Source organism: Arthrobacter sp. TJ-178 (assembly GCF_058269275.1).
Window position 1 is genome coordinate 77,527 of the sequence record NZ_JBZCNK010000006.1, and the last position, 14,589, is coordinate 92,115.

Below are 14,589 nucleotides of genomic sequence, written 5' to 3' on the forward strand. Positions count from 1 at the left end.
AACACTAGGCAGAGCTCTGGGCAGAGCACTAGGCAGCGTGAGATGTTGGGCCGCCCGTAACAGCTCGGCTGGATTCGGCCTGCAGCCGAACTCCCGCAGAGAATCCAAAAGTGTCAGGCCTGTGCGGAACAATGGTGCACATGACATCCGGAGCTTCGGTGCTGCAGAAGTTCACTCCCGCTACCAGGGAGTGGTTTGAGGGTGCTTTTGCTGCGCCAACTCCGGCGCAGGTGGGCGCATGGGACGCAATATCGGAAGGGTCCAATGCGTTAGTGGTGGCGCCAACCGGGTCCGGCAAAACCCTGGCTGCTTTCCTCTGGGCTCTGGACAGCTTCATTGCGTCTGCCGCTGCTGCCGAGGAGAGCGGCAGCACCCTAAAGGAAACCGCTGGCTTTCCGGGGGAGAACTCCCATGTTGCGGAGGAGGGCAAAGGCGCCGCAAAGAAGGCAGCCCCTGCAAAAGGGTCCGGACGCACCAAGAACGCCGCACCCAAGCGCAAGACCAAGGTCCTGTACATCTCACCGCTGAAAGCCCTCGGTGTTGACGTGGAGCGGAACCTCCGTTCGCCACTGATCGGCATCACCCAAACGGCAAAGCGTCTGGGTCTGCCCGCACCCTCAATTACGGTAGGCGTCCGCTCAGGAGATACTCCCCAAAACGAGCGCAGAACCCTGCTGACGCGGCCGCCGGACATCCTCATCACAACACCTGAATCGCTGTTCCTCATGCTGACGTCCCGTGCCCGGGAGACCCTCTCTGAGGTGGACACGGTCATTGTCGATGAAGTGCATGCGGTGGCCGGCACAAAACGGGGAGCGCATCTGGCGGTGACCCTCGCCCGGCTGGATGCGATGCTCTCCAAACCGGTGCAGCGCATCGGTCTGTCCGCCACTGTGGAGCCGAAGGAAACAGTCGCACGGTTCCTGGGCGGAAACGCCCCGGTACACATCGTGGCCCCGGCAGCCAAAAAAACCTGGGATCTCACGGTCACGGTGCCGGTGGAGGACATGTCGGATCTGGGCGGCACACCCGCCGTTGAAGACACCGTGGAGGGCGGTTACGCTCCGCAGGCCAGCATCTGGCCGCACGTCGAGGAAAAAATCGTTGACCTCATTGAGACGAACCGATCCACCATCGTGTTCGCCAACTCCCGCCGGCTGGCGGAGCGCCTGACTGCTCGGCTGAATGAAATCCACGCGTATCGGCAGGAAGCAGCTGCCCTGTCCCTGTCGGCGGCAGCAACCGGAACAGCCGGTCCTGGCGCAGGCGCTGCAGGCGCCGTTCTTTCGGATCCTGCCCCTCTGCCTACAACGCGTCCGCCGGCTCAGCTCATGGCCCAGGCCGGAGTCTCCATCCGCTACCGGGAACCGGAACAGGCAGCGGTTGATGACGACAACCCGCTGCTCGCGCGCGCCCACCACGGCTCGGTCTCGAAGGACCAGCGCGCCCTGATTGAGGATGACCTGAAATCAGGACGGCTCCGCTGCGTCGTCGCCACCAGTTCGCTGGAACTGGGCATCGACATGGGCGCGGTGGATCTGGTCATCCAGGTTGAGTCCCCTCCCTCCGTCGCCAGCGGCCTGCAGCGCGTAGGCCGGGCCGGACACCAGGTCGGCGAAACCTCCCAGGGAGTCATGTTTCCCAAACACCGCGGAGATCTGCTGAACTCGGCAGTGGTGGCCGAGCGAATGCTCTCCGGACAGATTGAGCCCCTCTACATCCCCGCCAATCCGCTCGACATCCTTGCCCAGCAGACCGTGGCCGCCTGCGCATTGAGCTCCATCGATGTGGAGGAGTGGTTCGACGTCGTCCGGCAGTCTGCACCGTTCGCCGGCCTCCCGCGGTCGGCCTTCGACGCAACGCTGGACCTGCTGGCAGGCCGCTACCCCTCGGATGAATTCGCTGAACTGCGCCCGCGGATCGTCTGGGACCGCACCGAAGGCACCATCACCGGACGCCCGGGCGCACAGCGTCTCGCCGTAACCTCCGGCGGCACAATTCCGGACCGCGGACTGTTCGGCGTTTATTTGGTGGGCGACTCCGAAGGCAAGAACAGCCGCCGCGTCGGCGAACTCGACGAGGAAATGGTCTACGAATCCCGCGTGGGTGATGTTTTTGCCCTGGGTGCCACCAGCTGGCGGATCGAAGACATCACCCATGACCGGGTGCTGGTCTCCCCCGCCTTCGGGCAGCCCGGAAAGCTGCCGTTCTGGCGCGGCGATTCCCTCGGCAGGCCAGTGGAGTTAGGCCGAGCCCTCGGCAGCTTTGTCCGCGAAATGGCCGGAGCCGACGACGACACGGCAGCGAAACGCCTCTCCGCCGTCGGCCTGGACGAATGGGCCACCGGCAACCTCATGACCTATCTGCGTGAACAGCAGCAGGCCACGGACGTAGTGCCCAACGACCGGTCACTGGTGGTGGAACGCTTCCACGACGAGCTCGGCGACTGGCGGGTGGTCCTGCACAGCCCCTTCGGCATGCCGGTCCACGCTCCGTGGGCACTCGCCGTGGGAGCCAGGCTGCATCAGCGCTACGGCCTTGACGGTTCAGCCATGGCCTCCGACGACGGCATTGTCCTGCGGGTGCCCCTGATGGACGATGAGCCGCCCGGAGCCGAACTGTTCATCTTCGAGCCCGATGAACTGGATTCGATCGTGACTGCCGAGGTTGGCGGTTCCGCGCTGTTTGCCTCCCGGTTTCGCGAATGTGCTGCACGCGCCCTGCTGCTGCCGCGGCAAAATCCCGGAAAACGCACTCCCCTGTGGCAGCAGCGCCAAAGATCGGCACAGCTGCTGGACGTCGCCAAAAAGTATCCGACGTTCCCCATCGTGCTGGAGACAGTGCGCGAATGCCTCCAAGATGTCTACGATTTGCCCGCACTCAAGGACATCGCGGCCAGCATCGAACGCCGCGAAATCCGGCTGGTGGAAACCACCACGCCGTCGCCGTCCCCCTTCGCACGGTCCCTGCTCTTCGGCTACGTCGGAGCTTTCCTGTACGAGGGTGACTCTCCGCTGGCTGAGCGCCGTGCCGCCGCCCTGTCGCTTGACCCCACCCTGCTCAACGAGCTGCTGGGCCGGGCAGAACTCCGCGAACTACTCGATGCACGCATCATTGCTCAGATTGAACTCGAGCTGCAGCGGCTGGCCGAGGACCGCCGGGTGCGGGGCATTGAAGGTGTCGCCGATTTGCTGCGGCTGCTGGGACCCCTGACCGTCTCTGAAGTGGCTGCACGCCTGCAGCCCCTCGACCCGGAGCCTGCAGCGGGTGCTGAAGTGACGGGCACAGCGGGGTCGGGCATCTCGGGGTCAGAGATCTCAGGGTCCGACGTTTCGGCAGATACCCACACCACTGATGCTCTCCCAACCGCAGCTGCCGCTGCCGCCCATGCCGCATCTGCCGAGTACGCCGGGGACCTGCTCGAACAGCTGGTCCGGGCCAACCGGGCGTTGAAGGTTGGCGTGGCCGGCCAACAGCGCTACGCCGCCATCGAGGACGCAGCCCGACTGCGCGACGCCCTGGGCGTACCGCTGCCGATGGGTGTTCCGCTGGCCTTTATTGAGCCAGTGGCCGATCCCCTGGGTGACCTGATCGGGCGCTACGCACGCACCCACGGGCCTTTCACCGCTGCGGAAGCCGCCACGCGGCTGGGACTCGGCGTCGCCGTCGTCAGCACTACCCTGCAGCGCCTCGCGGGTGAAGGACGCGTTGTTGAAGGAGAGTTCCGGCCGGCGGAGACTCAACTGCTGGACGCGGCGGCCGGTGTGGACACCACCCCCGGCGCCGTCATCACGATCCCAGGTGAGCGTGCAGGCACCGAATGGTGCGACGCCGAGGTGCTGCGCCGCCTGCGCCGCCGCTCCCTCGCAGCACTGCGCTCGGAAGTGGAACCGGTGGATCCGGCCACCTATGGCCGGTTCCTTCCGGCCTGGCAAAACGTTGGCTCATCGCTGCGCGGGCTCGACGGCGTTGCCACCGTGATCGACCAGCTCTCCGGAGTACCTATTCCGGCATCGGCCTGGGAACCGCTCATCCTCGGGTCCAGGGTGCGGAACTATTCCCCGTCGATGCTTGACGAGCTCACAGCCACGGGAGAGGTCATCTGGTCCGGAACCGGATCACTGCCCGGAAACGACGGATGGATTGCGCTTCACCTGGCGGAAAATGCACCCCTGACATTGAATCCGGCGCCTGAGTTTGATCCCTCGGAACTTCAGCTGCAGCTGCTGGATTTGTTGTCCGGCGGAGGAGCGTACTTCTTCCGGCAGCTGGTGGACGCGTTGGCGCAGAGAGGTGCAGAGACCTCGGACGCCGCTGTCATCAGCGCGCTTTGGGAGTTGGTCTGGTCCGGGCGGATCAGCAACGACACCTTCACTCCTGTCCGGTCCCTGCTTTCCGGCGGCAAGACTGCACACAAGCAGCGTGCGGCAACGCCCAGGGCCCGGACTGCACGTCTGGGCCGGCTCGGCCGCGCTCCGGGAGCGTCCCTTACGGGAAGCTCGATGCGCCTCGCTGCCGGCAATCAGCCCCCGGCTCTGCGCAACGCTCCTGCGCTGGTGGCAGGACGCTGGAGCATGCTTCCCGCCGTGGAACAGGACGCCACCATCCACGCGCATGCCACCGCCGAGCTCCTGCTTGACCGGTACGGTGTGGTCACCCGGGGTTCAGTGGCCAGCGAGGGCACTCCGGGCGGGTTTGCCCTGCTGTACCGGGTGCTGGCCCGGCTTGAGGAAATGGGCCGGTGCCGGCGAGGGTATTTCATTGAACAGCTCGGTGCGGCACAGTTTGCCGTTCCCGCCACGGTGGACCGGCTCCGCTCGTTTTCCGAGGACGCTCAACTAAAGAAGCCGGAACCCACAGCCGTAGCCCTTGCTGCCACGGATCCTGCGAATCCGTATGGTGCGGCCCTGCCGTGGCCGGCACTTGACGGCGGCCACCGCCCCGGACGCAAGGCCGGCGCATTGGTGGTGCTGGTGGACGGGAACCTGGCCCTGTATGCCGAGCGGGGCGGGAAAACACTGCTCACGTTCACGGAGGATCCGGCGGTGCTTGAACTCTCGGCGGGTGCCCTCGTGGACATCATCCGTCGCGGTGCCGCAGAAAAGATGGCGATCGAAAAAGTTAACGGCTCCGACATTCTGGACACGGATGCCTCCCGCGCGCTGATCCACGCCGGTTTTTACACGACGCCGAAGGGGTTGCGCTACCGTGTCTGATTCGTTCGCCCAATTGATGCCGGCGGCATGGGATCGCCGACGGCGTACCGGCCCGGGCAGCCGCAACCGCGCTCAGCAACACCGCCTCACTCCGCTACACGGTCTCGCTCAGCTACACGGTCTCACTCAGCAACACCGCCTCACTGAGCTGCACCGCCTCGCTCAAAGGCGCCGCCGCATTCCATGTCAGACTCAGATTCCCAACCGCGGAGGACGAAGTGCCTGAAGGCGACACAGTCTGGCGGGCAGCTCGGGAGCTCAACGCTGCACTGGCCGGTCAGAAACTCACCAAATGCGACATCCGCGTGCCCAAGTTCGCGACAACCGACTTCACCGGTTCAACCGTTGCCGACGTCGTCTCGCGTGGCAAACACCTGCTGATCAGGCTGGACGATGCGAGCACCGGGTGGATTCTCCATTCCCATCTCAAGATGGAGGGCCTGTGGCACGTCTACAACCGCGGCGAGCGATGGCGGCGGCCGGCGTTTAAGGCACGCTGCGTGCTGGAAACGGATACAAAGCAGGTTGTTGGCTTTGACCTCGGGTTCCTGCGGGTCCTGCCGCGCTCCGAGGAGGACGACGCCGTCGGCTACCTTGGCCCCGATCTGCTGGGTCCGGATTGGGACGCCGCTGAGGCGCTGCGGCGCATCCAGTCCGTGCCGGAACGGCCGATCGGGCTGGCGCTGCTGGACCAACGGAATCTCGCGGGCATCGGCAACGTTTACCGCTGTGAAATTTGCTTCCTGGCCGGAGTGCATCCGCTGACACCTGTTGCCCAGGTGCCCAATCTGCCCCGGATGGTCGACCTGTCCAAACGGCTGCTGGAAGCGAACAAGACGCGCAGCCGCAGGATCACCACCGGAAATATGCGCGGAGATCCGCTGTGGGTCTATAACCGCGAGACCCGGGGCTGTCTTCGCTGCGGGACGAAGATCGTGCACGAGCTGGTAGGAGATAACGCGCTTGAGCTGCGCGATCTGTATTACTGCCCTTACTGCCAGCCCGCCGCCGCGATGGACGCTGGCTAAGCAGCTGAGGGACTCGCTCCTTCAAGTTCGCGAGTATCGAAACGCACGCCCATCGATTGATTCCACCCGACAAATCGAATATCGGGATGCAGGAAACGCTGCACCAACTCCATGAACGCATGATGGAGGTCACCGACTCCCTGACGTCCAGGAGGCAGAAACGGCGACGCGCTGCCTCGATCGATTGACCGAAATCGTGCAAAACGAACCGGAAACAACGCCGCCTTCTGGCCCGCTTGTCGGCCTTTTCTGACCTCTGCCTCAGGCCGCTGCTTCAGATCTCTGCTGGGAGGGCGTCAATGGCCGGTGCGCGACGTCGGTAGTCTGGAAGGGTGATGCAATCCCCCCTTCCGGTACGCAACGGAGTGAACGCAACCCGTCTTCGACTGCCAACTGACGGGCCGTGGACGACTGCCATGGAGTATGTCCTCTCCAGGTTTGGACACGTGGATCCGGACGGAATCACGGACCGGTTTGTCCGGGGTGAGGTTGTGGGCCTGGGCGGTGTTCCGCTGACCCCCAAGACTCCGCTGAATGAGCACACTTTCATCTGGTATTACCGGGAATTGCCGCCCGAAGAGCGGCTCCCAGTGGAAATCAACATCCTTCACCAGGATGAGAATCTGCTTGTGGTCGATAAGCCGCATTTCCTGCCCACAACGCCGGGCGGCATGTATGTTGCCGAATCGGCGCTGGTTCGGCTGCGGGTGCAGCTGGACATTCCGGATCTCATTCCCATGCACCGCCTGGACCGGATGACAGCGGGAGTGCTGTTGTTTTCGACCAATCCGGAAACGCGCGGAAAGTATCAAACCCTTTTTGAAAAGCGCCGGATCAGCAAGGAATACGAAGCCGTGGCTCCGGTCCGCGATGACCTCGAGCTTCCCCGGATCGTACGCAGCCGCATGATCAAGTCACGCACTTACCTGTTGGCCCAGGAGGTGGAGGGCGAGCCGAATGCGGAAACCCGGATTGAGCTTCTGGAAGCCCGCGACGGCATTGGACGGTACCGCTTGCAGCCGCACACAGGGAAAACGCATCAGCTGCGGGTCCACATGGCGTCTCTGGGAATCGGTATCCTGAACGATTCCTTCTATCCGGAGCTGCTGCCGCAGGCACCGGATAACTACGAACAACCGCTGCAGCTGCTCGCCCGGTCCGTGGACTTTGTGGACCCGCTAACGAAGCAGCCCGTGCAGTATCGCAGCGGCCTTTCTTTGTCCCACGCTCCGAAGGTATAACCGGGGGAGATCACCTCACCGGGTTATTGCAGGTATGTCCACCCCGGGTTAAATCCCCCCTGACCGCCCCAAAACTGCCGCCGGGGCTTGTCCTCCGGGAGAAGACAGGAAATAATCCGTGCTTTTTCGCTGCGTCACTGGGTAGGGTGGGTGAAACGTCCGGGGCATCGCCCGCGGATACTCTCCGCGAGTGAGGGGAAGGACCCTGATGATTCCGCTGTCGAAATCAGCCGCTGCCCAAAACCGGCTCCGGACACCTCCGGTACCGGAAACGAGCCCCGCAGGGTCCGGCGCCCGGCGTCCTTCCGGGGTGAGCTGGTTCCAGAGCCCTCAGGGCATCCCGTTCGACCTCATTCGCCGGATTGCCGTCACGGGTGCAGCGGCGGGTGCGGCGGTGACGACCGTTCTTCTTGCCCGAACCAATGAGTCGACCGGCGGCGGCATCACGTTCACAGGCGAAAAACTTGCCGGCGCTGAACCACAGGCAGTTCTTGGCGCCGCAGGATCGCTGCTCGCACCGGCAGCCGCAGTGTGGTGGCTGTGGGTGCCTATCGCGGCCGGCTGGCTGGGATACGCCCTGTACCAGTGGCTTCCCGGGCAGCGGGCAAACCCCCGGCACCGCCGGCTTGGCTGGTTCATTCTGGCGTTCCAAATCCTGGCCTTTGCATGGCTGCTGGCGGTCTCTTCAGGGAGCGCGGGTTTCCTGTTGGCCGTTGCCGCAGCTCAAATCATTGCGGGACTGTTCGCGGTCCACAGCATGAACCGCCACCCGGTGACATCCCGCATGGAAGGATTCCTGACCGACATACCTCAGGGGTTCTCTCTGGCCGCAGGCGTTTTATCGTTTACTGCAGCACTTTCCTTCATCCTGACGGCAGAAGGAACAGATCTGGCCGGCTGGGGCGGCAACGTTTGGGCACTTGTTGGCCTCATCACGGTCACCGTGGGCACTGTGGCAATCTGCATGACGGACCGCGGGCATCTGTCGGTGGCGCTGGCGTCAGTCTGGGCACTGTGCTGTGTTGCTTTTGAACGGCTGACCGGAGCACCGGATTCGACTGCTATTGGCGCTGCAGCGGCTGCGGCCGCCTTCCTGATCCTCGTGTCAGCGGGATCCCGCAGGCATCAGGTGGACCATGAACGCCGCCGCGAGGAACGGCACAATGAGCGACGCCGCCCATCAGATGCACCCGAGTTGGCCAGCGCCTAGCCGCCACGGCATCGCACCACAGCAGAAAAGGAAAGCTGGGCACACCGCTGCCAAGGAATACGGCAGCGGCCGAGGAGGTTGCCGCCGGATATGAAGATCATTGGTGTGGAAAAGTTCGGCGGCCCCGAGGCCCTGACAGTGCTGGATGTACCCGAGCCTCACGCCGGGCCGGGCGAGGTGCGCATCCGGGTCCGGGCGGCAGCAGTGAGCCCCACCGACACCGTTGTGCGCGCCGGCGGATCCGGCAGGGACCTCGGCCGGATGCCCGCGGTGCCCGGCATGGATGCGGCCGGGATCATTGATGAGGCCTCCGAAGCCAGCGGATGGCAGGCGGGCGACCGGGTTATGACCATTGCACTGCCGTTCGGAGACCATCAGGGCGCATACACGGAATATCTGGTGGCCCCTGCGGACTCCCTGGCACACATCCCTGCCGGCATGGACTTCGCCGAAGCATCAACCCTGCCCATGAACGGGCTCACCGCGGTCCAGACTCTGGAGAAGCTTAACCTGCAGCCCGGCCAGTCACTGGCCGTTACCGGAGCCGCGGGAACCCTGGGAAATTATCTGGTCCAGCTGGCCAAACACGCCGGCCTGCGGGTAGTGGCCGACGCCGCCCCCAAGGACCGCGAATTGGTCTCCGACCTGGGTCCGGACTACATCGTGGAGCGGGGCGACGATGTGGCCGAACGTATCCGGGAGTTCTTCCCGGACGGAGTCGATGCCCTCGCCGATGCGGCTGTGATGAATGAAAAAGCTGTTCCCGCCATCAAAGACGGCGGACGCTTCGCGACCTTCCGCTGGTGGCACGAGGAACCGGGACGCGGCATCACGGTGCATCCCATTGCGGTTCGCGATGAATACCACTCAGGCCAGAAGCTGGAAGCACTCCGCCGCCTCGCGGAGGACGGAACGCTGACGCTTCGGGTAGCGGACCGGATCCCGGCGGCAAAGGCCGCAGAGGCACACCGCAGGCTCGAGGCCGGCGGAGTCCGGGGCCGGCTGGTCCTGCTCTTCTGATCTTTCGGCCCAGCGCCGGCTGGTCCTGCTCTTCCAGTCTTTCGGACCGGCGCCGGCGGTTACAGCGGAACCCAGCGGCCCCGCTGCCGCCGCAGGACCCGCAGCCGTTCCGCCTCCGCAATTTCATCCACGGCATGGCGCATGTTTGCGGCAGCTCGCAGTGCGGAGGAGTTTTCCAGCGACCATTCATTATCCGGAACCATGAAGCGCAGGGTGATGCGCGGAATCCCGCCAACTATTTCGAGGTGATTGGCCTCCACATGATGGCTTGCGGCCAGTGCGGCAACAGCTGTTTCCATTACGGCTTCCGGAGGCGTGCCCGGTTTTAGCCCCGTAATGTTCAGCTGTGCTCGAAAAGAAGGCATAAAAACAGGTTAGCCGCTAACGGCAACCGGCCCGCCGGTTCAGGCGGGCCGGTGACTTCGTTCCTAAGAATTCAATAGGTTCTCAGGACGCGGAAGATCTGCGCCGTTAGAGTTCGCGTTCTTCCGGGTCAAAATCGGCCAGCGGGTTTCCACCCAGGTGTGCCGGATCATCGCTGGCGTCTTCTTCATCGGCCGAGATGGGGTCGTCGAAGTCGACGTCGCTCGCCGCCTCACCGATGGTCGGCACCTCGGGCGGGATCTGGGAATCGCCCGCTTCGTAGCGCTCCTGCTCGGTTTCATCCCGCAGGGTCTGATCCGACAGCGTTCCGGGTTCCCCCATGAGGGGCTCCTCGTTCACCAGCGGATCCTCCTGCCAGCGGTCCGGGTTGTCCTCAGCGGCACCGGGATAGCTCAGGTCCTCAGGATCAATGAACTCATCCGCGTTGCTCAGGTCGTCGACATCCGTCAGGTCGCTGAGCGGCACTTCCGAGACTTCATCAGGAGTCACAACATCGGCTATGTCGTCAGCCAGTACGGGATCATCGCCCAGTTCGGGATCGGGAATACTCTGCTCAGTCATCAACCTAGCCTTTCCGTTGCGTGCGGGCTGCCGGCTCTTGTGCACCAGATGCAATTACCCGGTGCACAAGAGGGGAAATCCGGCAGATCGTCGTTAGTAAGCCTACTGACGCAGCTCCCCGAATACCACTCGAACACCTCAAGGACGGATTACGGACCCATTGCAGGCGCGAAATTGTACCTAACTTCCGCGATATGTCAGGCCTAAGAGCAATTACGTCACATTAGTTTGACGTAAAGGTAACCCTAAGTAAGGGTTACCTGAGTTACCAATGTGAGACATAACGAGGGAGTCGCAGTGACCTTGCTGCACCATACAGAAAAGCGCTCCGGTCTGGCCCTGCAGAGCGAACGGGAAGCGGCCGCCGACCAGCTGTTCACCGCACGGACCACCGCACGCTACGCCGCCGACGTCGTCCGGGGCGTGAATCTTGTCGCCGCAACAGTCGCCGGCACCACCGCGCCATTCACGGGAATCACCCCCGCAGAACTGGCACCGGAGGTGGAAGCCATTGATCTGGAGACACCACTGGAGGCCACAGATGCCGCCCTGGAGGAACTTGCCCGCGTGTACTTGAAGGATGCCGTGTACTTTCACGACACAAAGTACGCGGCTCATTTGAACTGTCCCGTGGTGATTCCCGCCCTGGTGGGGGAAGCCATCTTGTCCGCCGTCAATTCTTCGCTGGACACCTGGGATCAAAGCGCCGGAGCAACGCTGATTGAACGCCGGCTCATCCGCTGGACGGCGGATCGACTGGGCCTCGGCGGACGGGCGGACGGAGTGTTTACCAGCGGCGGAACCACGTCCAACCTGCAGGGCCTCCTGATTGCCCGCAACCAGGCGGTAGCCAAGCTGCGCCTGGATCCGCGGCGCGAAGGCCAACGCCTGCCAGCGCTTTTGGACGGCCTGCGAATCTTCACCTCCGAGGCAAGCCACTTCAGCATCGCGAAGTCCGCATCACTGCTGGGACTGGGATACGACGCCGTGGTGCCGGTGCCCTGCGATTCCCGCCGCCGGATGGATCCCGAGGCACTGCGGACAGCCTTAGAGGCCAGTATTGCCCGCGGCGAAACGCCCATGGCCATCGTTGCCACCGCCGGCACCACGGACTTCGGCAGCATTGACCCGCTTCCGGCCGCCGCGGCCCTCGCCCGGCACCACAACATCTGGCTGCACGTAGACGCGGCCTACGGAGGCGGGCTCATTACCTCGCTGCGGCACCGCCATCTGCTCCACGGGATCGGTGCCGCCGATTCGGTCACCGTTGACTATCACAAGACGTTCTTCCAGCCGGTGTCCTCCAGCGCCCTGCTGGTCCGGGATGCGGCAATGCTTGGGCACGTCACCTTCTACGCCGACTACCTGAATCCGGAAAGCGCAGCCAGGGAGCTCATTCCCAATCAGGTCGACAAGAGCCTTCAAACCACGCGGCGGTTCGATGCCCTGAAGCTGTGGCTCACGCTGCGGCTGATGGGGGCCGACGGGATCGGGCATCTGCTGGATGCCGCGGTGGACCTCGCGGCGGAGGTTTCCGATCTCCTGGCCGATGATCCGGACTTTGATCTGGCCGCACCGGCCCAACTGAGCACCCTGGTGTTCCGCTACCTCCCGCCGGGCACGGATGACGAGAGCGCTGATGGCGCCAACCGGCACATTCGGAAGGCACTCTTTGCCTCGGGTGAGGCGGTGGTCGCAGGAACAACGCTGGGGGGCAGGCATTACCTGAAGTTCACCCTGCTCAATGCGGAGACCACCCTGGAGGACATCCGGGAAATCCTCGCCCTGATCCGCACCACCGGACAGAACTACCTGGTTGCAGCGGCAGGGGCGGCAGCATGAGCGCCGCAGCAGACGCCGTACACGTCCATGACGCCGTCGGCATAGGCGTTGGTCCCTTCAACCTGGGGCTGGCCGCGCTGACCGATCCGATTGCGGACCTTGACCTGGTGTTCGTTGACGCGCGGCCCGGCTTCGACTGGCATCCGGGGATGATGCTGGACACCGCCCATCTCCAGGTCCCGTTCATGGCTGACCTGGTGACGCTGGCGGACCCGACATCGCCGTATTCGTTCCTGAACTTCCTGAAGCAGACCGGCCGCATCTACCGCTTCTACATCCGGGAGAACTTCTATCCGCTGCGCGCCGAGTTCAATGCCTACTGCCAGTGGGTCGCGGACGCACTGCCCAATGTGCACTTCGGCGAGCGCGTCACGGATGTGGAATACGACGGCGGCGCCTACTCGGTGCACACCGTTGGCCCGCAGGGGCCGAAGGTCCGCCGCGGCCGCCGGTTGATTCTGGGAACCGGAACCCAGCCGCATATCCCCGAAGCAGCCCGTGCCGTCACCGGGGCGGGCGGGCTGGTGCTGCACAACGCCGACTATCTGGCGCGGAAAGCCGAACTGCAGGCGCGGTCCAGCATCACGGTGGTCGGCAGCGGGCAAAGCGCCGCGGAGATCTATTGTGATTTGCTCCAGGACCTGCCCTCCCGCGGCTACGAGTTGAACTGGGTTACCCGCTCCGGACGTTTCTTTCCGCTGGAGTACACCAAGCTGACCCTGGAAATGACGTCGCCGGAGTACGTGGACTATTTCCATGCCCTGCCGGAACCCACACGGGACCGGCTCGTCGCAACCCAGAAGAACCTTTACAAAGGCATCGATTCGGACCTGATCAACACCATTTATGACACCCTGTATGCCCTGAGCCTCCATGGAGAACCCCGGACCCGGCTGCTGACCCACATGGAACTGCGCGAGGCCAGCTACCACCCGGAGACGGACAGCCACACCCTCACGCTGCACCACGGCGAACAGGACCGGGGGCACCTGCTGGAGACCGACGCCGTCGTGCTGGGCACCGGATATGCCTACCGTGAGCCGGACTTCCTGGCCGGAATCAGCGGGCGCATCCGGCGTGATGCCGCCGGGCGGTTCGATGTTGACCGGACGTATGGAATCAGCACCGTGCCGGGAGAGATCTTTGTGCAGAATGCGGAGCTGCACACCCACGGCTTCGTCAGTCCGGACCTGGGCATGGCCGCCTACCGGAACTCGGTGATCATTGCGCAGATGCTGGGACGGGAATACTACCCGGTGGAGAGCAGCATTGCCTTCCAGGAATTCGGCGTTCCGGAGCCCGAGCCCGCCGGCACCGCTGTCGGCGTCCCCTCCCGGACGGCCGTGGGCGCGGAGGCGGGCGCATGAGTTTCACCATTGTCCCGGTCGACGCGGGCCGCGACGCTCCATTGCTGCACAGCTGGATGACCCGCGATTACGCCCGGTTTTGGGGCATGCGCGACGCCACCCGGGAAACGGTGCAGGCCGAATATGCCAGCATTGCCGCACACCCGCATCATCACGCGTGGCTGGGCCTGGATGGCGGATCGCCGGCGTTCCTGATGGAGTCCTATGCACCCGCGCATTCTCCGCTGGCCGGCCTTTACGCCGTGCAGCCCGGAGACACGGGTATGCACCTCCTGGTGGGGCCGCCGGAAAAGCCCAAACCCGGCTTCACCACCGCGGTGTTCCGCTCCGTGCTGGAGTTCCTCTTTGCGGATGAGCGCACACAGCGGATTGTGGTGGAACCGGACGTACGCAACACCAAGATTGCGGCACTGAATGCCCGGATGGGTTTTGTACCCGCCGGAATCATCTCCCTTCCGGACAAGGAAGCCGTCCTGAGCTTCTGCACCCGGGCGGACCACCTCCGTGCGCTGCGTGCCCTCACCCCTGTCCAGCCACTCCCCGATTCCCTGACCGTTCGAGATTGCCCGACCGTCCCCGCCACACCATCAGGAGCAGCCCTGTGACCACCACCCTTCCCGACGCAGGCACTTCCGAACCTGCCGCCACCCCCTTCGCCGCCTCCGGGTCATCATCAAGTTCTTCCCTAACCCCGAGTCCGGCCGCGGCCGCGGCCACCAG

10 protein-coding genes are annotated in these 14,589 nt (G+C 64.2%); 8 read left to right on the forward strand and 2 right to left on the reverse strand.

Going from position 1 to position 14,589, the window contains the following annotated elements; translation table 11 throughout:
- Positions 1–131: 131 nt before the first annotated feature.
- The 5 genes from AC4D2Q_RS15900 (at position 132) to AC4D2Q_RS15920 (ending at position 9,715) form a co-directional block, all read left to right on the forward strand.
- A complete protein-coding gene (locus AC4D2Q_RS15900; protein WP_490947426.1) occupies positions 132–5,216 on the forward strand; it encodes a DNA glycosylase AlkZ-like family protein in 5,085 nt (1,694 codons plus the stop codon).
- Positions 5,217–5,434: 218 nt separating this feature from the next.
- On the forward strand, positions 5,435–6,244 hold the full coding sequence (locus tag AC4D2Q_RS15905; RefSeq protein WP_490947427.1) for an Fpg/Nei family DNA glycosylase: 810 nt from the start codon (positions 5,435–5,437) through the stop codon (positions 6,242–6,244).
- A gap of 335 nt (positions 6,245–6,579) precedes the next feature.
- Positions 6,580–7,485 carry an RluA family pseudouridine synthase gene (locus AC4D2Q_RS15910; RefSeq protein ID WP_490947512.1) on the forward strand — a complete coding sequence of 302 codons (906 nt, stop codon included), beginning with the start codon at positions 6,580–6,582 and terminating at the stop codon, positions 7,483–7,485.
- 190 nt (positions 7,486–7,675) lie between these two features.
- The gene (locus AC4D2Q_RS15915; RefSeq protein WP_490947428.1) at positions 7,676–8,695 is read left to right on the forward strand and encodes a TspO-related membrane protein; all 1,020 of its coding nucleotides are present in this window, start codon (positions 7,676–7,678) and stop codon (positions 8,693–8,695) included.
- A gap of 90 nt (positions 8,696–8,785) precedes the next feature.
- The gene (locus AC4D2Q_RS15920; RefSeq protein WP_490947429.1) at positions 8,786–9,715 is read left to right on the forward strand and encodes an NADP-dependent oxidoreductase; all 930 of its coding nucleotides are present in this window, start codon (positions 8,786–8,788) and stop codon (positions 9,713–9,715) included.
- A gap of 59 nt (positions 9,716–9,774) precedes the next feature.
- Here the strand turns inward: AC4D2Q_RS15920 and AC4D2Q_RS15925 are convergent, their stop codons facing one another.
- Positions 9,775–10,080 carry a hypothetical protein gene (locus AC4D2Q_RS15925; protein WP_490927950.1) on the reverse strand — a complete coding sequence of 102 codons (306 nt, stop codon included), beginning with the start codon at positions 10,078–10,080 and terminating at the stop codon, positions 9,775–9,777.
- A 106-nt stretch (positions 10,081–10,186) separates the two neighbouring features.
- Positions 10,187–10,660 carry a hypothetical protein gene (locus tag AC4D2Q_RS15930; RefSeq protein ID WP_490927951.1) on the reverse strand — a complete coding sequence of 158 codons (474 nt, stop codon included), beginning with the start codon at positions 10,658–10,660 and terminating at the stop codon, positions 10,187–10,189.
- A 303-nt stretch (positions 10,661–10,963) separates the two neighbouring features.
- On the opposite strand from AC4D2Q_RS15930, the gene AC4D2Q_RS15935 reads away from it, so the two are divergent.
- The 3 genes from AC4D2Q_RS15935 to AC4D2Q_RS15945 are packed head-to-tail and all read left to right on the forward strand — an operon-like array spanning position 10,964 to position 14,474.
- Positions 10,964–12,502, forward strand: a complete 1,539-nt coding sequence (locus AC4D2Q_RS15935) for a pyridoxal phosphate-dependent decarboxylase family protein (protein ID WP_490947430.1) — start codon at positions 10,964–10,966, stop codon at positions 12,500–12,502.
- Entirely contained in the window at positions 12,499–13,869 is a 1,371-nt protein-coding gene (locus AC4D2Q_RS15940; protein WP_490947431.1) for a lysine N(6)-hydroxylase/L-ornithine N(5)-oxygenase family protein, read from the forward strand. The genes AC4D2Q_RS15935 and AC4D2Q_RS15940 overlap by 4 nt, the downstream gene beginning before the upstream one ends.
- A complete protein-coding gene (locus AC4D2Q_RS15945; protein WP_490947432.1) occupies positions 13,866–14,474 on the forward strand; it encodes a GNAT family N-acetyltransferase in 609 nt (202 codons plus the stop codon). Before AC4D2Q_RS15940 ends, AC4D2Q_RS15945 begins: the two co-directional genes overlap by 4 nt.
- Positions 14,475–14,589 lie beyond the last annotated feature (115 nt).

Excerpts from the sequence above, each read along its gene's own strand:
- AC4D2Q_RS15900 (WP_490947426.1), top strand. The coding sequence starts at position 132 with ATGGTGCACATGACATCCGGAGCTTCGGTGCTGCAGAAGTTCACTCCC.
- AC4D2Q_RS15910 (WP_490947512.1), top strand. The coding sequence starts at position 6,580 with ATGCAATCCCCCCTTCCGGTACGCAACGGAGTGAACGCAACCCGTCTT.
- AC4D2Q_RS15920 (WP_490947429.1), top strand. The coding sequence starts at position 8,786 with ATGAAGATCATTGGTGTGGAAAAGTTCGGCGGCCCCGAGGCCCTGACA.
- AC4D2Q_RS15925 (WP_490927950.1), bottom strand. The coding sequence starts at position 10,080 with ATGCCTTCTTTTCGAGCACAGCTGAACATTACGGGGCTAAAACCGGGC.
- AC4D2Q_RS15930 (WP_490927951.1), bottom strand. The coding sequence starts at position 10,660 with ATGACTGAGCAGAGTATTCCCGATCCCGAACTGGGCGATGATCCCGTA.
- AC4D2Q_RS15940 (WP_490947431.1), top strand. The coding sequence starts at position 12,499 with ATGAGCGCCGCAGCAGACGCCGTACACGTCCATGACGCCGTCGGCATA.
- AC4D2Q_RS15945 (WP_490947432.1), top strand. The coding sequence starts at position 13,866 with ATGAGTTTCACCATTGTCCCGGTCGACGCGGGCCGCGACGCTCCATTG.